This window comes from Streptomyces sp. SID14515 (assembly GCF_010548505.1).
Lineage (GTDB): Bacteria > Actinomycetota > Actinomycetes > Streptomycetales > Streptomycetaceae > Streptomyces > Streptomyces caviscabies.
The window spans coordinates 110,384-134,135 of record NZ_JAAGMH010000143.1 but is presented as its reverse complement, the minus strand read 5'-3'; the positions used below and the strand labels follow the sequence as shown (position 1 = coordinate 134,135).

Annotated in this window: 20 protein-coding genes; 11 read left to right on the top strand and 9 right to left on the bottom strand. The window is 74.1% G+C overall.

Annotated features, from left to right (window positions below):
• Window positions 1-68 precede the first annotated feature (68 nt).
• Together G3I54_RS34780 and G3I54_RS34775 are read left to right on the top strand one after the other, a co-directional pair.
• Entirely contained in the window at window positions 69-905 is an 837-nt protein-coding gene (locus G3I54_RS34780) for an aldo/keto reductase (protein WP_007446191.1), read from the top strand.
• Window positions 906-1,008: 103 nt separating this feature from the next.
• Window positions 1,009-1,476, top strand: a complete 468-nt coding sequence (locus G3I54_RS34775; protein WP_164620826.1) for an RICIN domain-containing protein — start codon at window positions 1,009-1,011, stop codon at window positions 1,474-1,476.
• A 33-nt stretch (window positions 1,477-1,509) separates the two neighbouring features.
• Here the strand turns inward: G3I54_RS34775 and G3I54_RS34770 are convergent, their stop codons facing one another.
• Both G3I54_RS34770 and G3I54_RS34765 read right to left on the bottom strand, forming a co-directional pair.
• Entirely contained in the window at window positions 1,510-2,508 is a 999-nt protein-coding gene (locus G3I54_RS34770) for a class I SAM-dependent methyltransferase (RefSeq protein WP_203687639.1), read from the bottom strand.
• Window positions 2,505-3,515 (bottom strand): AraC family transcriptional regulator, encoded by a 1,011-nt coding sequence (locus G3I54_RS34765; protein WP_164620824.1) that lies wholly within the window; start codon window positions 3,513-3,515, stop codon window positions 2,505-2,507. Before G3I54_RS34765 ends, G3I54_RS34770 begins: the two co-directional genes overlap by 4 nt.
• Window positions 3,516-3,628: 113 nt before the next feature.
• Here G3I54_RS34765 and G3I54_RS34760 point away from each other — a divergent pair, with 113 nt between their 5' ends.
• Together G3I54_RS34760 and G3I54_RS34755 are read left to right on the top strand one after the other, a co-directional pair.
• Entirely contained in the window at window positions 3,629-4,555 is a 927-nt protein-coding gene (locus tag G3I54_RS34760) for an NmrA family transcriptional regulator (protein WP_164620822.1), read from the top strand.
• A gap of 117 nt (window positions 4,556-4,672) precedes the next feature.
• A complete protein-coding gene (locus G3I54_RS34755) occupies window positions 4,673-5,635 on the top strand; it encodes a LysR family transcriptional regulator (RefSeq protein ID WP_164620820.1) in 963 nt (320 codons plus the stop codon).
• A gap of 66 nt (window positions 5,636-5,701) precedes the next feature.
• On the opposite strand, the gene G3I54_RS34750 is transcribed toward G3I54_RS34755, so the two are convergent.
• Window positions 5,702-6,007, bottom strand: coding sequence for a 4a-hydroxytetrahydrobiopterin dehydratase (locus G3I54_RS34750; protein ID WP_164620818.1), 306 nt, complete (start codon window positions 6,005-6,007; stop codon window positions 5,702-5,704).
• A gap of 115 nt (window positions 6,008-6,122) precedes the next feature.
• Between G3I54_RS34750 and G3I54_RS34745 the strand changes: the two genes are divergently transcribed.
• Window positions 6,123-6,950 (top strand): helix-turn-helix transcriptional regulator, encoded by an 828-nt coding sequence (locus G3I54_RS34745; protein WP_164620816.1) that lies wholly within the window; start codon window positions 6,123-6,125, stop codon window positions 6,948-6,950.
• A gap of 41 nt (window positions 6,951-6,991) precedes the next feature.
• Here G3I54_RS34745 and secD read toward each other — a convergent pair whose 3' ends face one another.
• From secD to ligA, 4 genes are all read right to left on the bottom strand, one after another.
• Window positions 6,992-9,313, bottom strand: a complete 2,322-nt coding sequence (gene secD, locus G3I54_RS34740) for a protein translocase subunit SecD (protein ID WP_164620814.1) — start codon at window positions 9,311-9,313, stop codon at window positions 6,992-6,994.
• 35 nt (window positions 9,314-9,348) lie between these two features.
• Complete coding sequence (locus G3I54_RS34735) at window positions 9,349-9,945, bottom strand: hypothetical protein (RefSeq protein WP_343240501.1); 597 nt, start codon at window positions 9,943-9,945, stop codon at window positions 9,349-9,351.
• Window positions 9,946-9,992: 47 nt separating this feature from the next.
• Window positions 9,993-10,709, bottom strand: coding sequence for a rod shape-determining protein (locus tag G3I54_RS34730; protein WP_164620810.1), 717 nt, complete (start codon window positions 10,707-10,709; stop codon window positions 9,993-9,995).
• A 555-nt stretch (window positions 10,710-11,264) separates the two neighbouring features.
• Window positions 11,265-13,415, bottom strand: coding sequence for an NAD-dependent DNA ligase LigA (ligA, locus tag G3I54_RS34725; RefSeq protein WP_164620808.1), 2,151 nt, complete (start codon window positions 13,413-13,415; stop codon window positions 11,265-11,267).
• A 222-nt stretch (window positions 13,416-13,637) separates the two neighbouring features.
• Here ligA and G3I54_RS34720 point away from each other — a divergent pair, with 222 nt between their 5' ends.
• The 3 genes from G3I54_RS34720 (at window position 13,638) to G3I54_RS34710 (ending at window position 16,394) form a co-directional block, all read left to right on the top strand.
• On the top strand, window positions 13,638-14,576 hold the full coding sequence (locus G3I54_RS34720) for a DUF1996 domain-containing protein (protein ID WP_164620806.1): 939 nt from the start codon (window positions 13,638-13,640) through the stop codon (window positions 14,574-14,576).
• An 86-nt stretch (window positions 14,577-14,662) separates the two neighbouring features.
• Entirely contained in the window at window positions 14,663-15,307 is a 645-nt protein-coding gene (locus G3I54_RS34715) for a DUF305 domain-containing protein (protein ID WP_164620804.1), read from the top strand.
• Window positions 15,308-15,341: 34 nt separating this feature from the next.
• Entirely contained in the window at window positions 15,342-16,394 is a 1,053-nt protein-coding gene (locus tag G3I54_RS34710; protein ID WP_164620803.1) for a LacI family DNA-binding transcriptional regulator, read from the top strand.
• A gap of 1 nt (window position 16,395) precedes the next feature.
• Here G3I54_RS34710 and G3I54_RS34705 read toward each other — a convergent pair whose 3' ends face one another.
• Window positions 16,396-18,603: a phage holin family protein gene (locus tag G3I54_RS34705; protein WP_164620801.1), complete on the bottom strand. Its 2,208-nt coding sequence runs from the start codon at window positions 18,601-18,603 to the stop codon at window positions 16,396-16,398.
• Window positions 18,604-18,857: 254 nt separating this feature from the next.
• Here G3I54_RS34705 and G3I54_RS34700 point away from each other — a divergent pair, with 254 nt between their 5' ends.
• Together G3I54_RS34700 and G3I54_RS34695 are read left to right on the top strand one after the other, a co-directional pair.
• Window positions 18,858-19,640 carry an MBL fold metallo-hydrolase gene (locus G3I54_RS34700; RefSeq protein WP_164620799.1) on the top strand — a complete coding sequence of 261 codons (783 nt, stop codon included), beginning with the start codon at window positions 18,858-18,860 and terminating at the stop codon, window positions 19,638-19,640.
• On the top strand, window positions 19,637-20,275 hold the full coding sequence (locus tag G3I54_RS34695; RefSeq protein ID WP_164620797.1) for a VTT domain-containing protein: 639 nt from the start codon (window positions 19,637-19,639) through the stop codon (window positions 20,273-20,275). Before G3I54_RS34700 ends, G3I54_RS34695 begins: the two co-directional genes overlap by 4 nt.
• Before the next feature lie 175 nt (window positions 20,276-20,450).
• Here the strand turns inward: G3I54_RS34695 and G3I54_RS34690 are convergent, their stop codons facing one another.
• Window positions 20,451-21,905 carry an aminotransferase class I/II-fold pyridoxal phosphate-dependent enzyme gene (locus tag G3I54_RS34690; protein WP_239144721.1) on the bottom strand — a complete coding sequence of 485 codons (1,455 nt, stop codon included), beginning with the start codon at window positions 21,903-21,905 and terminating at the stop codon, window positions 20,451-20,453.
• 284 nt (window positions 21,906-22,189) lie between these two features.
• Between G3I54_RS34690 and G3I54_RS34685 the strand changes: the two genes are divergently transcribed.
• Window positions 22,190-23,695 (top strand): bifunctional phosphatase PAP2/diacylglycerol kinase family protein, encoded by a 1,506-nt coding sequence (locus G3I54_RS34685; protein ID WP_164620795.1) that lies wholly within the window; start codon window positions 22,190-22,192, stop codon window positions 23,693-23,695.
• Window positions 23,696-23,752 lie beyond the last annotated feature (57 nt).

The window sequence follows — 23,752 nt, the reverse complement described above, 5'->3', positions numbered from 1 at the left end:
GAATGCTGGGACCTGCCCGGTCGTTGTCGTGGGGAGTTACCAACCGACGACGTTAGGATCGATCGCTCGTGAGCCAGGTCCCCTCCATCACCCTCAACAACGGCCTCGACATGCCGCAGCTCGGTTTCGGTGTCTGGCAGGTGCCGGACGACGAGGCGGAGAAGGCGGTCGCCACGGCCATCGAGACCGGGTACCGGAGTATCGACACCGCCGCGATCTACGAGAACGAGACGGGCACCGGCAAGGCCATCGCGGCCTCCGGCGTCGCCCGTGACGAGCTCTTCGTCACCACGAAGCTGTGGAACAGCGAGCAGGGCCACGACAGCACGCTGCGCGCCTTCGACGCCTCGCTGGACAAGCTCGGCCTGGACTACGTCGACCTGTACCTGATCCACTGGCCGGTCCCGGCGAAGGACGCCTACACCGATACGTACAAGGCGTTCGAGAAGATCCTCGCCGACGGCCGCGCGAAGGCCATCGGCGTGTCGAACTTCCACCCCGAGCACCTCAAGCGGCTGCTCGCCGAGACCTCCGTGGTCCCGGCCGTCAACCAGATCGAGCTGCACCCGCAGCTCCAGCAGGCCGAGTCCCGCGCCTTCCACGCCGACCACGGCATCGCCACCGAGGCGTGGTCGCCGCTGGGCCAGGGCAAGGGCCTGCTGGAGGTGCCGACAGTCGTCGCCATCGCCCAGAAGCACGGCCGCACCCCCGCCCAGGCGGTGCTGCGCTGGCACCTCCAGACGGGCAACATCGTGATCCCGAAGTCCGTGACCCCGTCGCGGATCAAGGAGAACCTCGATGTGTTCGGCTTCGAGCTGGACGCCGACGACCTCGCCGCCTTCGCGGCCCTGGACGAGGGCAAGCGGCTCGGCCCCGACCCGGCGGAGTTCAACGTCGGCGCCTGAGCCGACGGCAGTCCGGCGCCCCCACCGCGATCGCGGTGGGGGCGCCGCCGTCGCCAGCCGCCTCGCAGCGGCAGCACACACGTCAACCGGGGAGACAGGAAACATGAGCGGCGAACTCGCGCCCGTCGTCGAGGCGGGCCCGTACCGTCTGCGCAACGTCGGCAGCCGGCTGCTGCTGGAGGTGTACGGCGCGGCCAAGGGCAGCGGGGCCCGGGTCCAGCAGGGCGAGGACGACGGGACGGCCGCGCAGGTGTGGCGGCTGTCCCCGGTGCACGAGGGCGCGGCCCTCTTCCACCTGGTCAACGAGCACAGCGGGAAGCGCCTGGACGTGGCCGACGCCGATACGTCGAACGGCACCCGCATCCAGCAGTGGAAGGCCAACAACTTCGGCGCCCAGGAGTGGCTGATCGAGCAGCATCCGGAGGCCCCCGGAACGGTGACGCTGGTGAGCTTCATCAGCGGGCTCGTCATGGAGGTCGCGGACCGTTCCACCGAGGACGGCGGCACGATTCAGCAGTGGGAGGACACCGACTCCCCCTTCCAGTGGTGGCAGTTGGAGCCGGTGACGTAGGACCGCGGAGGAGCCCGGGAGGGCGTCGCCGGTTCAGTCGTGGCGGCGGCGGCCCAGGTGCACCGTGCGGGCGGCCAGCAGATGGACGTCGGGGCGGTGGTGCAGGCCTTCGGGGTCCTCGGGGTCCAGCAGCCGCTCCAGTACGGCGCTGTCCTCGGCCGTCAGCAGATCGCCGAGCACCTCCCGTTCACGGGTGATGCTCGCGACGACATGGGCGCGGGCGGTCCTGGAGAGCGGGGCGGGCAGGTCGAGGAGGAAGCTGCGGGTGCCCTGCGGTTCGAGGCCGACCGCGGTGAAGAGGGCACTCCAGTCCTCGATCTCCCGCTTGGCGCCCGGGAGTTCGGATCGCATGCGCTCGAAGCGCGTGGCGGCGGCCGCGCCCATACGGGCCTCCAGGCCGGGCTGCCCGATGCCGATGTCGCGGGGCAGCCGCCGGGCGGGCAGTCCGCCCTCGACGAGCGCGACCGTGCCGCCGGGCCGCAGGAGCCCGGCGAATCCGGCCAGAGCGGCGCGCTGATCGCCCAGGTGATGCAGGGAGTTGCCCGCCCAGATCAGATCCGCCTCGCCCAACCGGCCCAGATCGTCGGGGAGTTCGGCCTCCAGGGTCCGGAAGCGGTCGATCACGCCGAGGCGTCGGGCACGGTTCTCCGCGCGTTCCAGCAGAGCGGGCGCGGCGTCCACGGCCACCACCTCGGCCTCCGGGAAGACCTCGGCCAGCAGACAGGAGACGACACCGGGACCGCTGCCGATGTCCAGGACCCGGCGGACCTTGGGCACGGTGGGCAGAGCGGCGATCCAGCGGGCCGCCTCCTCGTACTGCGCGCCGTTGAGTTCGGCCTCCTGCTCCAGCAGCGGACCCAGGACGTCCCAGTCGATGTCCGTCGCCGGATCGCCCCCTGATCCATGCGCATGGGCCTGGGCATGTGCATGTGCATGTGCATGGACGTGGGCCTGCGCGTGAGCATGGGCGTGTACGGGGGTGGCGGCGGGTGTGTGCGCGTCGTGGTGGCCGTGACCGGCGTGGCTGCTCATGGCGCCAGCGTCCCCGGACGGGATTCGCGCGGCAAGCTTCTTTGCCGGTCCGGCAAATCGAGGTGGTCCTCCGGCGGGCTGCCGCGGTACTCCTGCGGGCCGGCGCCCCTGACCCGCTTGAACGCGGCGCTGAAGGCGAAAGGGCTGCTGTAGCCGACCTTCCGGGCCACGGCCTCCACCGTGGCGTCGCTCTCGCGCAGCAGGTCGGCCGCGACGGCGAGCCGCCAGCCGGTGAGGTACGCCATCGGCGGCTCCCCGACCAGTTCGGTGAACCGCCGGGCCAGTCCGGCCCGGGACACCCCGGCGCGGGCGGCGAGCGAGGCGACGGTCCAGGGGTGCGCCGGGTCGTCCTGGAGCAGCCGCAGCGCCTTGCCCACGACCGGGTCGCCCATCGCGCGGTACCACGCGGGGGCGTCGGCGCCGGGCCGGGCGAACCAGGCGCGCAGCACGGCGATGAGCAGCAGGTCCAGCAGCCGGTCCAGGACGACGCGCTGCCCCGGCTCGTCCTGGGCGATCTCCGCGTCGAGCAGGTCCAGCAGCGGCCGGGTCCGCGCGTCGGCGGGGAGCGTGAGCAGCGGGGGCACGGCGTCCAGCAGCCGGCGGCTGATCTCGCCGTCCATCAGATAGGTGCCGACGAGGACCGCCGTGGCTCCGTCGGCCGCGTTGCCCCAGGTCCGTACGTTCAGCACCATGTCCTGCGAGAGCGGCCGGCCGTGCAGCGTGGTGCAGACGCCGCCGGGTCCGATCAGGGCGTGGGGCGTCGTTCCGGGTGCGTCGGCGACGGTGTACGGATCGGGGCCGCGGACCACCGCGATGTCCCCGGGGCCGAGCCGGACCGGTTCGCCTCCGCCGGGCGGCACGACGCAGGCCGTGCCGCGCCGGACCGACATCAGGCAGATCGGCGCCCGGTCCTCGATCCGTACCGCCCAGGGCGGCTCCATCACCATGCGGAGCAGAAACGCGCCCCGGGCCCGTGGTCCGTCCAGGAGTCCGGCGAGAGCGTCCATGGCCGCCAGCGTAGACGCGCCGATGCCTGGGCGCGTGCGCGCGTGGACGGAGGAGTAGGCGCCTGAGCCTTTGGAGCATGGTCGGCCGGTTGCGCGCCCGGGAGCCTGGAGCCATGACGGAGAACACGTACACGCGACGGAACGACGACAACGGCAACGGCACTGGCGCTGGCGCTGGCAACGGACGAGACGGAGGGCAGGCCGTGGGAACGGTTCTGGTGACGAGCGGCACGGGCAAGACCGGCCGTCGGGTGGTGGAGCGGCTGACGGCTCTCGGGGTGCCGGTCCGCTCGGGTTCACGCTCGGCCTCACGCACGGGCGAGGCGCCGTTCGACTGGCAGGACGACACGGGGTGGGCCACGGCGTTGCACGGCGCGGAGGCCGCCTATGTGGCGTACTACCCGGACCTGGCGGTGCCCGGGGCGGCCGAGGCGATGGCCGTGTTCGGGCGGACCGCGGCGGCGTGCGGGGTGCGCCGGGTGGTGCTGCTGTCGGGGCGCGGGGAGCCGCAGGCCGCCGTCGCCGAGGAAGCCCTCCGCGAGGCGGCCGGAACGGTGGAGGTCACGGTCGTCCGGTCCGCGTTCTTCGCGCAGAACTTCAGCGAGGGCGCGCTCCTGGACGGCGTGCTCGGCGGCGAGCTGGTATTCCCCGCGGGCACGACGGCGGAACCGTTCCTGGACCTCGACGACCTGGCCGACGTGGTGGTGGCCGCACTGACCGAGGAGGGGCACGCGGGGGCGGTGTACGAGCTGACGGGCCCCCGGGCCCTGACGTTCGCCCGGGCCGCCGAGGAACTGGGCCGGGCGGCGGGCCGGCCGGTGCGGTACGCGCCGGTGACGGGACCCGCGTACGCGTCGCTGCTGGAGCGGTTCGGGGTGCCGGGACCGGAGGCGGGCTTCCTGGCCGAGCTGTTCGCGACACTGTTGGACGGCCACAACGCGGCGACGACCGACGGGGTGAAGCGCGTGCTCGGGCGGGAGCCGAAGGACTTCACCGCCTTCGCCCGCGAGGCCGCCGCGGACGGCGTCTGGCACGGCTGAACCGGAACGCCGGTCCCCGCCGGGCCGACCCGGCGGAGTACGCCTCCTGTACACCGACCGAACGGTAGGCGGAGCACACATATTGCCGGGGTGACGGCGGGCCCATAACTTGCCCTTATGGAGCTGGAGTTGCGCCATCTGCGAACGGTCCGTGCCATAGCCGACACCGGCAGCCTCACCAAGGCCGCCGCCACGCTGGGGCTTGCCCAGCCCGCTCTCAGCGCTCAGCTGCGGCGGATCGAGAAGGCCCTGGGCGGCGCTCTCTTCGACCGCGACCACACCGGAGCGCGTGCCACCCCGCTCGGCGAACTGGTGCTGGAGCGGGCCCGGGTGGTCCTGCCCGCGGTCAGCGAACTGCAGGCGGAGGCCGTGCGGTTCGCCAATGCCACGGGGTCGCTGGACCGGTTCCGGCTGGGCGGCACGCACGGTCCGCTGCTCGGCGGTCTGGTGGACCGGATGGCCGCCGCGCACCCGTCGGTGCCGGTGTCGACGTACACCTCGTGGTCGGTGGCCGAGATCGCCTCGCTGGTGATCGACGGGCGGCTGGACTTCGCGCTGATCGGAACGTGCGGCGAGAGTCCGCCGCCGCTGGCGGACCGGCTGGTCTGGGAGGTCGTCGGGGTGGACCCGGTCTTCGTGATGCTGCCGGAGAATCACGCCCTGGCCGGCGAAGCGGAACTGGATCTGGCCGCGCTCGCGGACGAGTGCTGGGCGGACGTGCCGGGCGACGGCTGTTTCGCCGACTGCTTCACCGCGGCCTGTGCGCGGTCGGGCTTCACCCCGGTTTCGGTGTACGAGACGGACACCTCGTCCGTCGTCCATCTGGTGCAGGTGGGGCGGGCGATCGGGCTGTGCCGGGCGACGTTCCCGCCGGCGCCCGGACTGGTGACCAGACCGCTCGCCGGTGCGCCGCTCAGCTGGCGTCATCTGGTGGGCTGGCACCCGCACTCCCCCGCCGCGGACGCCGCGGCGGGGACGGTGGCCGGGGCGACCCGCGCGGCGTACGCGGAAGCGGTGTCGCGCAGCCCGAGCTACGCGCAGTGGCTCGGCGCGAATCCGAGGTTCGGCACGGTGGCCTGAGGCCTGAGCCGAATGCTTCAGGCCACTTCGGACCACTTCAGACCAAATGCCTCATGGTGCGCCGGGCTATTCGGCTCCGTGGGCCGGGGCGGCGGACGCCACCCGGGCGGCGAGCGCGAGGTCCTTCTCGGTGACCGCGCCTCCCGCGTCGTGCGTGTGGACGGAGAGCGCCACCGTGTTGTACCCGAGCGTCAGGTCGGAATGGTGGTTCAGCTCCTCCTGGATCCGCGCGATGTGGACCGTCAGCGCGGCGGCGGCGAAGTGGGAGGGCAGCCGGAAGGTCCGGGTGATCCGGTCCCCCTCCAGCGCCCAGCCGGGCAGGCTCTCCAGCCGGCGGTCGATCTCGGTCGGCGACAGCGGTTCGGCGCTCATGGAACGGCTCCCGTGGGTCTCGGTTGCGTACGTCTCGACGGGTCGGCGCATGCGTCACAGCGGGCCGGGGCGGCCCGTACCGGCCCCGGCCCGCCGGTGACGTTACGGTCTTGGCATGACGACTGTCTTGCCCGACACGGGAGTAGGGCCACTGCTGCGGGACTGGCGGGAACAGCGGCGCATCAGCCAGTTGGAGCTGGCCCTGCGCGCGGACTCCTCGGCCCGGCACATCTCCTTCATCGAGACGGGCCGCTCCCGGCCCAGCGAGGACATGGTCCTGCGGCTGGCCGAGCAGCTGGACATCCCGGTCCGTGAACGCAACGCGCTGCTCGTGGTGGCCGGTTACGCGCCCCGCTACGCGCAGACGCCGCTCGACGACCCCGCGATGGCCTCTCTGCGCGAGGGTCTCGACCGGCTGCTCGCGGCGTACGAGCCCTATCCGGCGCTCGTGGTGGACGGCGTCTACGGGGTGGTGGCGGCCAACCGGGGCATCGCGCTGCTGCTGGGCGGAGTGTCGGAGGAGCTGCTGACCCCGCCGGTGAACGCCATGCGGCTCACCCTCCACCCGGAGGGGCTCGCCCCGCGCATCGTGAACCTCCCCGAGTGGCGGGCGGACCTGCTGGCGCAGATGGACCGTCAGATCGCCCTCGTACGCTCGCCCGAGCTGCGCGAGCTGTACGACGAGGTGGCCGCCTACCCCGTACCCGCACGGGCGAACGACACGGACGGCACGGGGCCGGGGCCGGAGCGGGAGCCGGAGCGGCCCGCCGCGTTCGCGCTGCCGATGCTGCTCGAACACGGGGGCCGGGTCCTGTCGTTCGTGTCGTCGATCGCGACGTTCAACACGCCCATGGACGTGACGGTGGCCGAGCTGGCCATCGAGACGTTCCTTCCGGCCGACCGCGAGACCGCCGCCTATCTGCACGCCCACGTGCCGTCCTGACCCGGCCCTCTCCTGTCACCTCGGACACGGGCCCGTCACTCTCAGACGCGGGCTCCGTTGTCCAGCGGGTCGCGGCGCTTCGCACGGGCCTTTCCGCGCGGCGTGCCCTTCCCCTTCCCCGGTACGGGCGGCGGGGCCTTCGCGGTCCGCTCCAGGACGAGCGCGCCCGGTACGGCGGTGAACACCGAGGACCAGGTGCCGACGACGATGCCGATGAGCAGGGCGAGCGCGAAGTCGGCGAGCGAGTCGCCGCCCAGCACCGCGAGGGCGGTCAGGATGAACAGGGCGCCCATCCCGGTGTTCACCGTGCGCGGAACGGTCTGGAGGACGGCCCGGCGGGCGATGGTGTCCAGCGGTGTCTTCCGGCTGGCCCCCCACAGCTCCCGTACCCGGTCGAAGACCACCACCGAGTCGTTGACCGAGTAGCCGATGACGGTGAGCAGGGCTGCCAGGAAGATGCCGTCGACCGGCCGCCCCAGCCAAGCGAAGGCGCCCACCACGAGGATCACGTCGTGCACCATGGCCCCGACGGAGGCCACGGCGAACGTCCAGCGGAACCGGACGGCCAGATAGGCCAGTTGCACGGCCACCGCGACCGCCAGGGCGATGAGCGCGTTGCGCCGCAGTTCGTCGCCGAGGCTCGGGCCGATCAGCTCGTCCCGTACCTTCGTCGTCTCGCCGCCCTCCTCGGCGAGGGCGGCCCGCAGGGCGTGTTCGCCGTCGTTGTCGAGCTTCCCGGTGCGTACGGACAGGTCGCCGTCGCCCGCCGTGGTGACCTCCGCGTCGCCGAACCCGGCGGCGGTGAGCGTGTCCCGGGCGGTCTCCACGTCGACCGGCCGACTGGTGGAGTACTCGACCAGCCGGCCCCCGGTGAACTCGACGCCCAGGTCGATCCCGCGCACCACGATCCCGGCCACCGCGACGGCGACCAGGGCCGCCGAGACGACGAGCCAGCGGACCGGCTTCCGGAAGAGCCGCGGGTCCTTGCGGACCAGCCAGGTCCGTACGGCGCCGGGGCGGCCGATGCCGTTGACGCTCCGGTAGTCGCTGACGAAACGGGAGTTCGCGGCGATCTCGGTGAGCGCGCGGGCGATGACGAGCGCGGAGAACATCGAGGCGATGACGCCGATGGCGAGGGTGACGCCGAAGCCCTTGACCGGGCCCGAGCCCAGGAAGAAGAGCAGTCCGGCGGCGATCAGGGTGGTTACGTTGGAGTCGGCGATCGCGCTCCACGCCTGCTGGAACCCGGTGGTCAGCGCGGAGCGCAGGGAGCGTTTCGGCCGCTCCGCGCACTCCTCCCTGGCCCGTTCGAAGACCAGGACGTTCGCGTCGACCGCCATCCCGATCGCGAGGACGAATCCGGCGAGACCGGGGAGGGTCAGCGTGACGCCGAGGGCGACGAGCGCGGCGTAGGAGATCACCCCGTACGCGCCCAGCGCCACGGCGGCCAGGGCGCCGAACAGCCGGTAGACGAGGGTGATGAAGAGCGCGGTGGCGGCTGCTCCGATGAGGGCGGCCTGCGCGCTCGCGTCGATGGCCGCCGCGCCGAGCGTCGGGCCGACGGTCCGCTGCTCGACGATCTCGACGGGTACGGGCAGGGCCCCGCCCTTGATGAGCAGCGCCAGGTCACGTGCCTCGTCCGCGCCGAACGAGCCGCTGATCTGGGTGGCCCCCGACGGCAGTCCGGCCCGGCAGCCGACCGACGGGTCGACCTGCGGTGAGGAGATGACCTTCTCGTCGAGGACGATGGCGACCCTCCGCCGGTCGTCCCCGGCCGGATGGCAGGCGGCCTCGCCGGTCAGCCGGGTCCAGTCCTTTCCGGCGTCCTTCCGGAATTCGAGCGAGACGCTCCAGCCCGCTCCGCCCTGCGCGTCGAACGCGGCGGTGGCGTCCTCGACGCCCGCTCCGGAGAGCCGGGCGGGGCCGAGCGCGAGGATGCGGCCCTGCTCGTCGGGGAGGGTCAGCCGCTCGGGGTCGGGGTCCTTGGTCTTCCCGTCCGGCTCCTGGGCCGCCGGGCCCTCGACCGCGTGGAAGCTGAGCTGCGCCGTCCGGCCGATCACCTCGGCGGCCTGGCGCGGATCCTGGACATCGGGCAGTTCGACGATGATCCGGTCCTCGCCGGAACGGGTCAGGGTCGGTTCGGAGACGCCCAGCGAGTCGATCCGCTGCCGCAGCACCTCCAGGGTGCGGTCGGTGGTCTCCCGATCCGCCTGGACGGTGGCGGTGTCCCGGGCCTGGAGCACGATACGGGTGCCGCCCTGGAGGTCGAGGCCGAGTCTGGGCGACATGGTCAAGGTGATGAAGGCGGCGACGAGCAGCACGGCGACAGCCAGAACCGCCCGCACCACGGTGGCGCGAGTCATGGAAATCCTCCGGTGGGGCGTCGAGCGCCCTCACCTCAGTGAGGACGTGACGCCGATGCGGCAGAACAGGACGGATGACCGGTCGTGGGACCGGTGGTCGTCCTGCCCGGAGGCCCCCGGACATCGGGGAGCGCGCCCCTGCGGCTGCCGGGCGCGTCGAAGGATTCCGCGGCGCTCCGCCGTACGCCGGAGCGCGGCTCGGCAAGCCCCGGCGGAGCGGGCGTCAGTGCGTCGTGCGGTGGCGGCGGTGCGTGAAGGAGCAGGTACGGCCGGCCGCTGCCCGCCCGCGGAGCCTGCGCCGGATCGGCCGCCGCCCTGGGCTGCTCGTGCCCGGCCTGCGCCACCGCCCCGGTGCCCGTGCGCGCGTCGACCAGGCCCTCGCTCGGGCCTGCGTGCTCGGTCTGTGCCGGGTAGGTCTTCGGCGCGGCGGAGCCAGAGGGTACGGCGGTGGCAGAGCGTACGGCGGTAGCTGCGGCGGCAGAGCGTACGGCGGTGGCGGCGGCGGTGTGGGCGGCGCTCGCAGCCGTGACCGCGGGCGTGATGCCTCGGGCAGCCAGGGCGGGTGCCGCGCCGCTCGCCGTGGCGGCACCGCCGACCAGGGTGAGGACGGTGAGCAGCAGCGTGGTCAGCACAGACCGAACCCGGAACGCGTTCGCCCGGGTCCGTCCCGGGTTCGGCGTCACCTCGGTCGGCCGGAATGCTCGGGCGGCGCCGTCCGATGGCGGAGCACGGAGCTGAGGATCTGTCCGGCGCCCCGGACGACCGTGGTCGACGGGTCGTCGGCCAGGCGCACCCGGGTGCCGAGGCAGCGGGCGATGCGATCGGTGACGTCGGCCCGCAGCGCGCCGCCGCCCGCGAGCACCGGGCCCTTGCGCAGGGCTCCCCGGATCGCGCCGTGCCGGTCGTGCCGCCACATGGAGGTGATCATGTCGAGCACCGTGCGGACGAGGACGGCGGGCAGCGCCGCCGGATCGAGGCCGTCGAGGTCGTCGAGTCCGCTCTCGGCCTGGCGGGCGTCGGCGACCAGGCCGCCCACCAGGAGCGTGACCTCGGTCAGCTCGGCCCCCATGTCGACGACGAGAAGGGGGCCCGCCTCCCTCGGTCCGGCGTACGCGGCGGCGGCCCGGGCGCTGCTGAGGACCACGACGCGCGTCGTCCCGAGTCCGGCGAGCAACGCCCGCGCGGCGGTGCGGTGTTCGGCCCCGGCGAGCACCGGGTGGCTGAGGACGATCACGCTGTCGCTGCGGTCGGGGCCCAGGGCGGCGTCGGCGATCCGGCCGAGCAGCCGGCCGCAGGACTCGGGGTCGACGATGCGCCCGCGCCGGACCGGCCGTTCGGCGCCACCGTGGGGGCCGGAGTCCGGGAACGGGTCGAGAACCAGCCCCCGGCCGGGCACCCAGGCCCGGGTACGCGAGCTGCCGAGGTCCAGGGCCAGCCCCCGGGCGGCCGGGGTGGCACCCGATGCGCCCGGAGTAGCCGGAGCGCCCTCGTACCGGTGGTACGTCCGGAGGCCCGCGTGGGAACGCCCCGCCCCGAACGCCCCGGCACCGCTTCCGTCACGAAGCGGTCCGGGGCCCTTCCCCCATGGGCCCGCACCCGGGCGGAGCGGCCCTCGCCGCTCGCCGGGCGCGGAAGCGATCGGGACGCGCACAGTCGGTACCGGAGTGGTGGGAACAGTCGGTACGGGAATGGTGGGAGGAGTGGTCTCAAGAGCGGTGGCCGGGGCGGGGCCCGGCGACGGGGGGACGGCGCGACCCGGCCGCTGTCCGTCGTGCACAGAACGCATCGTCCCTCACCCCCGGCCGCCCGTCGCGGCCGTCCACGCACCCCGTCGGCCCGCTGATAGCGAGGCGCGACCGATCCCTCACTATGCAATACGGGGTGGTGGAACGCCACTTCCCCGCAGATTCACAGGCATGAACGTCATGTCCGCACGGCAGGCGCCATCGGCTCAGCCCTCCTCCTCCGTCGCCAGGAAGGCGCCGACCAGCTCCGCGAACTCCTCCGGCACCGCGATCCGGACCCCCAGGTCCTCCGCCTTGGTGCGCTTGGAACCGGCCTTCTCCCCGGCGACCAGCAGACTCGTGCGCTTGGAGACGCTGGAGGACGACTTGCCGCCCGCCCGCTCGATCAACTCGTTCATCTGGTTGCGCGTCAGCTTCTCCAGCACTCCGGACATCGCGCCCGTGACCACTACGGTCATCCCCGACAGCGGCAGCGCGGAGGCGGTTCCGCCGTCGGCACCGGCCTCCGCCCCCGCCTCGCCGGCGGCCTGCGCGTCCGCGTCGGCCGCCTCCTCCGCCCCGGGCTCCGGGGGCGGGGTGGCGCCCGGCTCCGTCATGTTCACCCCGGCCGCGACGAGCTTGCCGATCAGCGGGGCCAGCTCCGCCAGCTCGGCGACCACCGCGGCGGCCTTCTCCTTGCCGATGCCGTCGACCCGCTGGAGCGCCTCCACGTCGGCGGCGACGATCCGGTCCATCGTGGCGAAATACCGGGCGATGCGGCGTGACATGGAGCGCCCCGTGCCGCGTACGCCCAGGGCGCAGAAGACCCGGGAGAGCGGCCGGGTGCGGGCGGTTTCGATGGCCGCCAGGAGGTTGTCCGTAGAGGTCTCGCCCATCCGGTCGAGGGCGAGCAACCGCTCGCGCTCCAGGGTGAACAGGTCCGCGAAGTCGGCGACGAGGCCCGCGTCGACGAGTTGGACGACGCGTGTGGAGCCGAGGCCCTCGATGTCGAGCTGATCGCGCCCCGCCGCATACGAGACGGAGGCGACCAGGCGGCAGTCGCGGCCCCGGGTGCAGCGCCAGCGCTGCTCGCTCGCGTCGATGGCGGAGCCGCACTGCGGGCAGCTCTCGGGGAAGACGATGGGCGTCTCGTCGCCGGTGCGCAGGTGCACGACGGGGGCCTCGATGCGCGGGATGATGTCGCCGGCCTTGTAGACCATCACCTGGTCGCCCAGCCGCAGGTCGCGGCGGGTGATGTCGGCCGGGTTGTGCAGGGTGGCGTAACCGACGGTGGAGCCGTCGATCTCCACGGGCTCCAGGACGGCGCGCGGCGCGATGATGCCCGTGCGCCCGACGTTCCACTCGACGGCCAGCAGGCGGGTGATCTTCTCCACGGCGGGCAGCTTGTGGGCGATGGCCCAGCGGGGCGCGCGGGTGCCGGAGCCGGCTTCGCGCTGGTCGGCCGCCAGATCGGCCTTGATGACGATCCCGTCGATGCCGAACGGCAGCGAGGCGCGCAGGGAAGCCGTCTCGGCCACCCGTGCCTGGACCTCCTCGACGGTGGCGACCCGGACCGGCGCCACGTCGGTGCCCGCGGCCGTGTGCACGCCGAGGCCGGCGACGTACGCCAGAACCTCGCTGTGGGGCAGCTCGTCCAGGGTCTCGGCGAGCTCGCCGGAATCGGGCAGCGGCAGTGCGCCGTAGGCGAAGAAGGTCGTCTCCACCCGATAGGCCCGGTCCTTGGCGCGCAGGGTGCCCGCCGCCCCGTTGCGCGGGTTGGCGAAGGGGGCGCCGCCGTGCTCCGTACGGATCGCGTTGCCCTGCTCGAACTGCTCGTTCGTCATGAGGATCTCGCCGCGCACCTCGATGGTGACCGGTTCGGCCAGCCGCTCCGGCAGCCCGACGACCGCACCGGCCGCGTGCGAGACGTCCTCGCCCGCCGTGCCGTCGCCCCGGGTGATGAGGCGCTCGAACCGGCCGTTGCGATAGCGCGCGGCGACCGCCAGGCCGTCGAGCTTCGGCTCGACGCTCCACGCCGTCACCGGTCTGCCGATCCGGCGCTCCAGCGACGCGGTCCACGTCGCGAACTGCTCGGCCGAGAACACGTTGTCCAGCGACAGCATGGGCACCGTGTGCGGCACGTCGCCGACGGCCGCCCCGCCCGCGACCTTGCCCGTCGGCGAGGCGGCCAGCACCTCCTCCGGGTGCTCCGCCTCGTACGCGGCTATCCCGCGCGCCAGCCGGTCGTAGGCGTCGTCGTCCAGCGCGCTCTCGCCCGTGGCGTAGTACGCGGCGGCGGCGAGCGAGGCCTCTTCGACCGCGGCGGCATAGGCGGCGGCATCGGCGAGCACAGCAGCTGAGTTCGTCATGGCCACCATTCTTCCGCCCACCACTGACAACGCCCCCGACTTCTCCTCCGCCCCGATCTCGAGAGAGCGCTCTCCGACGCATGCGCCTCCAACTCGCTTGCGATCAGGCTCATTTCTTGGGTCTGCGCACTCTCTTGACATGCACAGAAGGCAATCCTACGTTCCTCCGAGAGAGCGCTCTCTCTCATGATCAAGGAATCCCCCCATCCCCCCACGTCCCGAAGGAGTGCCGTGCTCTTCCGTCATCGACGCAACCCCGACCACCGCCGCCAACGCTCCCTGCCGCCCTGGCGGTACAGAATCGCCGGGCTCGCCGCCGCGGCCCTCGCCCTCTCCTTCCTCCAGGCCAACGTGGGCAACGCGGCGGCCGACCGGGCCGCCGCGGAAGCCGCTCCGAAGGCCGCCGCGGATGTGGTGCGGGTGGCCGAGTTCCTCGCGGAATGCCCGTACACCCACCGGGCCCCCGACGACCCGATCGTCTTCCCCGGGCTGCCGGGCGCCTCCCACATGCACAGCTTCTTCGGCAACGACACCACGCACGCCGGTTCCGACCTGGCCTCGCTGGAGCAGGGCCGCACCTCGTGCTCCCCCGACACCGACCTGTCGTCGTACTGGGTGCCCACCCTCTACGACGGCGACCGGGAGGTGGAGCCCACCGGGACCACCTTCTACTACCTCGGCGAAGGGGTCAGCGACGACGTCATCCGGCAGATCCAGCCCTTCCCCCGGGGCCTGCGCATCGTGGCGGGCAACGCGAAGGCGACCGGCCCGCAGGACAACACGATCGCCCGCTGGTCGTGCCTGCACGCCGGTGAGGTCAACCCCTCGACGGACTTCGTGAACTGTCCGCCCGGCACGATGATGGAGTCCTACCTGGACTTCCCGCAGTGCTGGAACGGTACGGATCTCGACTCGGCCGACCACAAGAGCCACATGGCCTACCCGGTGGCCGGGGGCTGCCCGTCCAGCCACCCGGTGCCGGTGCCCAAGCTCCGGCAGGTGCTGCGCTACCCGGTGAACGGCGACCCGGCCCGCTTCCGGCTGGCGTCCGGGCCCGGCTACACCATGCACGGCGACTTCTTCAACGTATGGCCGGAGGAGGAGATGGCGCAGCGCGTCCGCGACTGCATCAACGCGATCGTCAAGTGCGGTTTCGACGGCAAACCCTGATCGTCCGTCAACTCCGTGCGCACCGCGTCCGCTCCGGGGCCCCGGCTCCGGGGCGGGCGCCCTCCCCCACCGTACGAGGACACCTCATGAACCGCATGAACCTCCCGCCGCTCCGCCACCGGGCCGCCGTCCTCGGCCTGCTGGGCGTGCTGGTCCTCACCGGCGCGGCCGGCTGCTCGTCGGCGGACTCCGCTCCCCGTACGGCGGCGGATTCCGCGCCCCGTCCAGCAGAGGTACGGAAGTCCACCCCGCCGTCCGCCACCGGGTCCGCCTCCCCCACCGACGTCGGCTGGGTCCAGCTGATGACGCCGATGAACCAGCAGGCGGTGAAGCTGCTGACGCTCGCCGCCGACCGCGCGACCGAACCCCGGCTACGCGCCTTCGCGGTCCGGCTGCGCACCGGACAGGAGGCCGAACTCGATCGCCTCAGGCCCCTGTTGACCCGGATGGGGCTGCCCCTGACCGATGTGCACGCGGGGCACGACATGCCCGGCATGGTGACCGAGCGGGACCTGGCGGCGGCCCGCGCCGCCGAGGGGCCCGCGTTCGACCGGCTCGTCCTCGCCCGGATCGGGGACCATCTGCGCCAGTCCGCGCAGGTGTCGCGTTCCGAGATCACCGCGGGCGGCCGGGCCGACGCCCGCGAGCTGGCCCGCGCCCTCGTGACGGCGCGCGAGACCTTCCTCGCCGAGCTGGCACGACTGCCGGGCGCGGAGCGGGCCCTCGGCTGAACGGGGCGGCCGGCCTGCGGGTATAAAGGGCTCCATGACAGCCGAAGTGCCGCAGCCCGTACGCCCCGCGACCTTGGAGGACGTGGCGGCCGTGGCCGGTGTGTCACGGGCGACGGTGTCCCGGGTGATCAACGGGGCGACCACGGTGGACCCCGCCCTGCGCACCGTGGTCGAGGAGGCGGTGGCGACCACCGGCTATGTGCCGAACCGGGCGGCGCGCTCGCTGGTGACCCGGCGGACGGACTCGGTGGCCCTGGTGGTCTCCGAGCGGGAACGGCGGCCGCTGTCCGAGCCGTTCGTCGGCCGGATGTTCTCCGACCCGTACTTCGGGCGGGTCGTCAGCGGGCTGCTGGAGGTGCTGCGCCCGGCCGGGATCCAGATGGTCGTGATGCTGGCCGACGACGAGGCCTCCCGGACCCAGCTGCTCTCCTATCTGCGCCACGGCCATGTCGACGGGGTCGTGCTGATCACCACGCACGCCGACGATCCGCTGCCCGGGCTGCTCCAGGAGACCCGGATGCCCGCCGTCCTCGCGGGCCGTCCGCACAAGCCGTCCCCGCTGGCCTATGTGGAGGTGGACCAGCACGCCGGGGCGCGGCTGGCGGCCGACCATCTGGCCGCGCTGGGTCGGCGGCGCATCGGCACCATCTCGGGTCCGCAGGACATGCCCGCCGGGCAGGTCCGGCTGACCGGTTTCCTGGAGGCCGTCGCCGCGCACGGCATCGAGGACGTGGCCTGCGCCGAGGGCGACTTCACGCATCTGGGCGGGGCCGCGGCCATGCGCAGGCTGCTGGCGGACCGCCCCGACCTGGACGGGGTGTTCATCGCCTCCGACCTGATGGCGCTGGGCGCGCTCCCGGTGCTGCTCCGGGCCGGGCGCGATGTGCCGTCCGATGTGGCGGTGGTCGGCTTCGACGACAGCAGCGCGGCGGCCGCCTGCGACCCGCCGCTGACCACAGTCCGGCAGCCGGTGGAGGAGATGGCCGCGGAGATGGCCCGGCTGCTGCTGAAGCAGATCGGCGAGCCGAGCGGCCCCTCGCCCTCCGTGCTCTTCCCGCCGACGCTCGTACGGCGGCAGTCGGCCTGAGTCAGGCCTCCGGCTCCGGCGCGTCCGGAACAGGGGCCTCCGGAACGGGAGTCCTCGGCACCGGAGCCCTGGCCGGGAACGGCTCGTCCGCCAGGTCGGCCCCGGCGAAGCCCTCGGCCCGGACCGGCACCTGGGGGCCGGAGGACTCCTGGAGCCAGCGGGTCAGCACCCGGTGCACCGCCTCGGCCCCCACCAGCCCGCCGCCCGGCGGCTCGGGCGCGCCCTCCGCGGTCTCGGCGGCCACGATGTCGAGCGGGTCGGTCAGTCCGCGCGGCCAGAGCAGGAACGGCCGGGACTGTTCGCCGCCGAGGCCGCCGTGCGAACCGATCTGCTCCTCGAAGGCGTGCACGGTGCCGGTGGCCGGGTCGTACATGGAGTTGACCATGACGTCGGCGACGTGCGGGAAGGTGTCGGTGCGCCGTACGGCGGCGGCCGCCCCGACGCCGAAGTCCGCAAGCGGGCCCTCGCCGTCCGCCAGTTCGGTGACGGGAACCTCGGCCCCGCCGGGCCCGAGCACCACGGAACCGTGGTCCTCACTGCGTACGAGGAGGAAGCCGATGCCCGGGTGGTTGGCGAGCGTGGAGAGCAGCGCCGGGTGGCGGCGCTCGATCTGTTCGCGGGAGGCGCGGCCCTCGATGTCGGGGAAGGAGATCAGCCCGAGGTTGCCGGAGGCCAGCACGATCGGGTCGGAGAGCTTGGCCGGGTGCTCGGCCTCCTGGTCCTCGACCGGGCGGTGCAGGGCGATCCGCACCGCGTCGCGGGCCTCGGATGCGCTGCGGGTGCGCTGGGCGCGGCGCGGCACGGGCAGCCCGCAGCCCGCCCGGACGAGGTCCTTGAGCGTGAGCCCGTACTTCCCCGCGAACGTCTCCCCGGGGCTCTGGCCGTGGTCGGACAGCAGCACGATCCGGTAGGCGCGCGGGGTGTGGTCGGCGATCTTGGCGATCAGGGCGAGCGAGCGGTCGAGGCGTTCGAGGACCTTCTCCGCGTCGCGGCTGTGCGGGCCGGAGTGGTGGGCGACCTCGTCGTAGGCGACGAGGTCGGCGTAGACGACGGTGCGTCCGGCGAACATGTCGCCGAGGACGGCGGCGGCGACCACGTCGCGCTCCACGACGGTGGCGAACGCGCGGATGAAGGGGTAGAGCCCGCCGCGCTTGATCCGCGGTGTGACCTTCCGGGCGCGGGCCCGGGTCGACTGGCCGATCTCGCGGAGGACCTCGGCGACGAAGGAGAGAGCGGTACGGGTGGCGTTGGCCGGGTCGGAGAAGTAGGCGAAGTATCCGGCGCGGGAGCGGCGGCCCTTGCCGCGCCGGGCGGCCATGGAGAGGACCAGGGCGAGCTGTCCGGCGCCGCCGCTGAAGAGGTTGCCGCGGCTCGCGCCGTCGACGGTGAGCAGCCCTCCGTCGTGGGTGTGCGCGATGGCCCGGCGCTGCATTTCGAGGGCGCTCGCGGGACGGCTGGAGACCATGACCGTACGGGTCTCCTTCTCGTACCAGCGGAACGCGGGCACGTCGTGGTTGCTGCCGTGCAGGATGCCGAGCTGGCTGGCGCCGGTCTGGCTGGACCAGTCGGTGCGCCAGGGGGTGAGGCGGTGTCCGGAGGAGTCGGCGAGCCAGCCGGCGACGGTCGGCATCAGCCCGTCGGCGGCGGCCTTCACCAGGACATCGTGGCCGACGCCGTCGAGCTGGAGGAAGACGGTGCCGGGCGGTCCGTCGCGACCGGGCTCCGGCGGGCGCGGGGAGCGGCCGCGTCTGCGGCGCCGGTCGGCGAGCCGGGACAGCCGGCGGCGGTAGGCCTCGTCGTCGCGGACGGCGAGCGCGGTGGAGGTGGCGGAGGCCACGGCGGACATCACGGCGGCGACGACGACGGCGGTCTCCGGTGCGGCGTCGCCGCGTCCGTCCGGGATGAGTCGCAGCGCTATCAGCAGCAGCGAACCGTTGAGGAAGAAGACCAGCGCGCCGAGGACGAGCGCCGGCACGATGAGCAGGGACCGTACGAGGACGGGCCAGACCAGTGCGGAGAGCAGGCCGAACGCGCCCGCGCCCCAGGCCGCGGTGAAGGCGGTCTTGGTGATGGTGTCGCCGTCGTCGGACTGGAGCTGGAAGTCGGGCAGGATGCCGGCGAGCGCGAGCATGGTGAGGGTGGACACCGCCCAGACCGCGATCACCCGCATCAGGGCTCTGCCCGCCGTACGCCACTTCCCGTCACCCACGCCGGTCCACCTCACGCCCTCTCCGCCCCGGCCCCGGTCGTCCGGAGCCCGCTCTTCAGCTTTTCACAGCGTCGGTCCCGGTCAGCGGCTTCCGGGCGGTCCGGCCGAGGGGCGGCGGGACGGTACGGGGGGCGCATAGGCTCGTAGCGGCAGCGCACCCGGGCACGGGTGGCGCGGGCCGCGCCGGGACACGGGGTCACGGCGTCCCGGGGAGCCAGGTCCATGGGGCCGCGGGGTCGAGCGAGGAGGCGGACGTGCCGGTGGAGGTCACCTGGTGGGGTCATGCCACCTGCACGATCGAGGACTCGGGGGTGCGGGTGCTGACCGATCCCCTGTTCGTACGGCGCTTCGCGCATCTGCGCCGCCGCCGGGGCGAGGTGCCGCCGCCGCAGGCCGCCGAGGCCGAGGTGGTGCTGGTCTCCCATCTCCACTCCGACCATCTGCATCTGCCGTCGCTGGCGCGGCTGGCTCCCGGCAGCCGGCTGATCGTGCCGAGCGGCGCGGTGGCGGCCGTGCCGGGGCTGCGGATGCTCCGGCGGATGCGGCAGCTGCGGATCACCGAGGTGAGGCCGGGCGACACGGTGCGGGTCGGCGAGGTGCGGGTGCGGGCGGTGCCCGCGCTGCACGACGGGCGGCGGCTGCCGGTCGGGCCGCACCGCGCGCCCGCGCTCGGTTACGTGGTCGAGGGCGAGGCCCGGACGTACTTCGCCGGGGACACCGGGCTCTTCGACGGGATGGCCGACGCGGTGGGGCCGGTGGACGTGGCGCTGCTGCCGGTGGGCGGCTGGGGGCCCTACCTGGGGCACAGCCATCTCGACCCGGCCCGCGCCGCCGAGGCGCTGACCCGGCTCGCGCCGCGCTCCGCGGTGCCGGTGCACTACGGCACGTACTGGCCGATCGGTCTGGACGGGGTGCGTCCGCACGAGTTCCACGCGCCGGGCGACGAGTTCGTGCGGCACGCGGCGAAGCGCGCGCCCGAGGTGACGGTGCACCTGCTGGGGCACGGCGAACGGGTCGGTCCGGAGGTCGGCCGGTGATCCAGGAGATCCAGCAGGTGGTGCGGGAGCTGCCCACCGAGTCGACCCAGCAGGCGGTCGGGTACCCGACGCTGTTCGCCCTGGTGGCGCTGGGGTCCTTGGTGCCCGTGGTGCCGACAGGGGCGCTGGTGAGTACGGCGGCGGTGGTGGCGTTCCACCAGACGTCGCCGTTCGCCCTGCTCTTCGTGTTCGTGGTGGCGTCGGCCGCCGCGTTCCTCGGCGACGTCTGCCTGTACTGGCTGGGGCAGCGCGGCGTCCGGTCGAAGAACGGCTCGAAGTGGCTGGAGGCGATCACCCGCCGGGCCGCGCCGGAGCGGCTGGCCCAGGCGCAGGCGAAGCTGGACGAGCGCGGCGGGACGGTGCTGGTGCTGTCCCGGCTGGTGCCGGCCGGGCGGATCCCGGTGATGCTGGCGTGTCTGCTGGGCCGGATGCCGTTGCGACGGTTCGCCCGGGGCGATGTTCCGGCGTGTCTGGCCTGGGCGGCGACGTACCAGTTGATCGGGATCCTGGGCGGTTCGCTGTTCCCGGAGCCGTGGCAGGGGGTGGTCGCGGCGGTGGCTCTGACGCTGCTGATCAGCGGGGCTCCGGCGCTGTGGCGCAGGCTGCGGTCGCGGTTCGGCCCCGCGTCCACGTAGCCGCGCCGACCGGCTGCGCTCACCGGCCGCGCTGTCCCGGCCGTGCTGTCCCGGCCGTGCTGTCCCGGCCGTGCTGTCCCGGACGCGCTGTCCCGGCCCTGCTGTCCCGGGCGTGCTGTCCCGGGCGCGCACGGCGGCCGTGCTCCGGCCCGGCCGGGCTCCGGCCCGGCCGGGCTCAGCGCAGCGCGCCGAAGACCGCCGCGAAGCCGTCCAGCGCCTGCGCCACATGCGGGAGCTCCAGGGGTTTCGCCGCGGTGAGGGACTCCGTCTGCTGCTGCGGTGTGGCCCCCAGCAGCGGACCGGTGCCCAGGCGTACGCGCAGGGCGCCCAGTTCGTCCCCGAAGCGGTGGCCGCCCGGGGTCGGTGCGCCGAGCCGGTCGGTGAGGTACTCCTCCAGCTCCATGGAGTCCGTGACGCCCAGGTCCGCCAGCCGGGAGCGCAGCGGGCCGAGGTCGGCGTAGAGGTGGCGGCCCGCCTGCGGGGGGCGGGCCAGCGCGCCGGAGCCGAGGACGGCGCGGTGGGCGGCGGCGGCGACCTCGGCCTGGAGCGCCGCGGCCCGCCGGATCCGCTCGCGTACGGAATCCGGCTCCCCCAGCGCGTGGGCGGCCGCGTGGGCGATCGGACCGGCGACGAGTGCGCCGAGTGCGGTCAGGATGTCCAGGGTGCGGGCGTGCCGGACGGCGGCCCGGGCGGTGTCCGGGAAGCGGGCGACGGCGACCGGCCAGGCGGCGGGCGCGAGGGCTCCGGCCAGGTCGGTGATCACCGTGACATCGTCGGGGCACATCTCGGCGGGGCTGAGCAGGACGGTGTCGCGGGGCCGGTGCACGGTGTCGCGCCAGGTCTCGTCGCTGATGATGTGCAGCCCTTCGCCGACCGCCGCCTCGCAGGCCTCGCGGACCAGCTCGGGCGGGGCGACGGTGGCGGTGGGGTCGTCCACGACGCACAGCAGCAGCAGCTTCGGCCTGCCGCCCTCGGCACGGACCCGGCGGACGGTCTCCAGCAGGGCGTACGGGTCGGGCACGCCGCCGCACTCGGCCGGGGTCGGCACATGGTAGGCGGGCCGCCCCAGCAGCCGGGCCTGCGGCATCCAGGTGGCCGGGCAGGGCCGCGGCATCAGCACGTCGCCACCGTGCGCGCCGATCAGGGCCAGGAGGAGCGGCTGGGCGCCGGGGGCGGCGGCGATACCGCCCGCCGTACCGTGCAGCCCGCGCCGGTCCCAGTAACCGCGGGCCGCCTCGCGCAGGACCGGGCCGCCGCCGGGAGGCTCCGGGCGGGTCCGGGCGGAGGCGGCGGCGAGCACGGCGGCCAGTTCGGGGAGGACCGGGAGGCCGGGATCGGGGGCGGGCGGCCCGTAGCGGACGGGGCCGTGGTCCTCGTGGGCGTGGCCGGCCCGGTCTCCCGGCCGACGGGCCGGGTCCTGCGCATGGGCGGCCTCCTCACCCGACCGACGGACCCGGTCCTGCCCGTGAGCGGCCTCCTCACCCGACCGACGGACCCGGTCCTGCCCGTGAGCGGCCTCCTCACCCGACCGACGGACCCGGTCCTGCCCGTGAGCCCCGTCCTGCCCGTGAGCCGGGTCCTCCGCGTGGGCCCGGTTCCCGGGCCGGCCGGTGTCCTCGGTCCCGCGCATCAGGGCCTCCTCCGCCGCTCGTCGCTCCGCGTCTGCGCCCACGGCCGCCAGCCCGGCCACCGGGGCCGGGGCCGCGTCCGGCTCCGGCCCCGGGCCGACGGCGTCTGCATGACGGCCTCTCTGGCTTCTTTATACGGAGGTTCCGGGCGGCCCGCCCGCTCACATCGCGCACCCGGGCCGGGGCCGTCACCGCGTGGGCCGTTCCGCCGGTCGGTGGCTCCACGTGGCCAGGGTCTCAGCGCGCCTGCTGGTTCAGCCCGGCCCGGCCGGGTATTCGCTGAGCCATGTCCACACCGAGAACCTCATCCGCCGCCCCCGCCGCCGCCCGAGTGCGCGGCTGGCTGCAAGGGCGGGACCTGGCCGTCTTCCGGAGCGTCGCGGACCGGCACTGGCCGGGCGCCGATCCCCTGCTGCCCAGGCTGAGCCGGAGCGCCAACCACGGGCTGCTCTGGTTCGGGGCGGCGGCCGGGATCGCGGCGCTCGGCAGCAGTGCGCGCTCCCGGCGGGCGGCACTGCGCGGAGTGGCGTCCCTCGCCGTGGCCTCGGCGGCGATCAACACGGTCGGCAAGGGCGCGGTGCGCCGCGAGCGGCCGATAGTGGACCTGGTGCCGGTGGTGCGGCAGCTCAAGCGGCAGCCGGTCACCACCTCCTTCCCGTCCGGTCACGCCGCGTCGGCCGCCGCCTTCGCCACCGGGGTGGCCCTGGAGTCCAGGGGCTGGGGCGCGGTCGTGGCCCCGGTCGCGGTGGCCGTGGCCGCCTCCCGGGTCTACACCGGCGTCCACTATCCGAGCGATGTGCTGGCGGGTGCGGCGCTCGGCGTGGGCGCCGCGTTCGCCCTGCGTGGGGTCGTGCCCACCCGGGGCCAGCTGCCCGCGCCCGGCCGCCCGCCCGGTGAGGCCCCGGCGCTGCCCGCCGGGAAGGACCTCGTCGTGGTGGTGAACCAGGAGTCGGGCACGGCCACCGCGACCGCCTCGCTGGTGCGCGAGGCGCTGCCCGCGGCGGAGGTGGTGGAGGTGCCGCCCGAGGAGCTGTCGGCCGCGCTGGAGAAGGCGGCGGGCCGGGGCCGCGCGCTGGGCGTCTGCGGCGGCGACGGCACGGTCAACCTGGCGGCCTCCGTGGCCGCGACGCACGGGATGCCGCTGGCGGTCTTCCCCGGCGGCACGCTCAACCACTTCGCCTACGACGTGGGCATCGAGACCGTCCACGACACCGCCGCCGCCCTCACCGCGGGCGATGCGATCCGGGTGGACCTCGGCCGCTTCCGGCCGGGCCCCAAGGGTGCGGACGGGGCGGACGGCTACTTCCTCAACGCCTTCTCGCTGGGCGTCTATCCGGACCTCGTGCGCACCCGGGAACACTGGTCGCCCCGGATCGGCGGCTGGCCGGCGGGGGTGCTCGCGGCGTTCCACGTGCTGCGCGGACAGCGACCGTTGGAGGCCGAACTACAGGGCCGCAGGCGTCCGTTGTGGCTGCTCTTCGTCGGCAACGGGCTCTTCCAGCGGGTGGGCCCCGCCCCGGGCCGCCGGCACAACCTGGCGGACGGGCTGCTGGACGTCCGGGTGGTGCACGGCGGCCGGGGGCCCGCGCTGCGCCTGCTGGCGGCGGCCGTGGCGGGACCGCTGACCCGCTCCCCCGCCCATGCGGCGGTGCGCCGGCGCCGGGTGCGGATCGGCGGCCTCGCACCGGGGACGCCGTACGCGTACGACGGTGAAGTGGCCCACTCCGGAACGGAGTTGCTGATCGACAAGCTGCCGGAGGCGCTGACCGTCTACTGCCCGATGCCGGTCTGACCCACCAGAAGCGATCGTCCGCATAGCAAGACGCCTATCTCATCATCCGACATGACG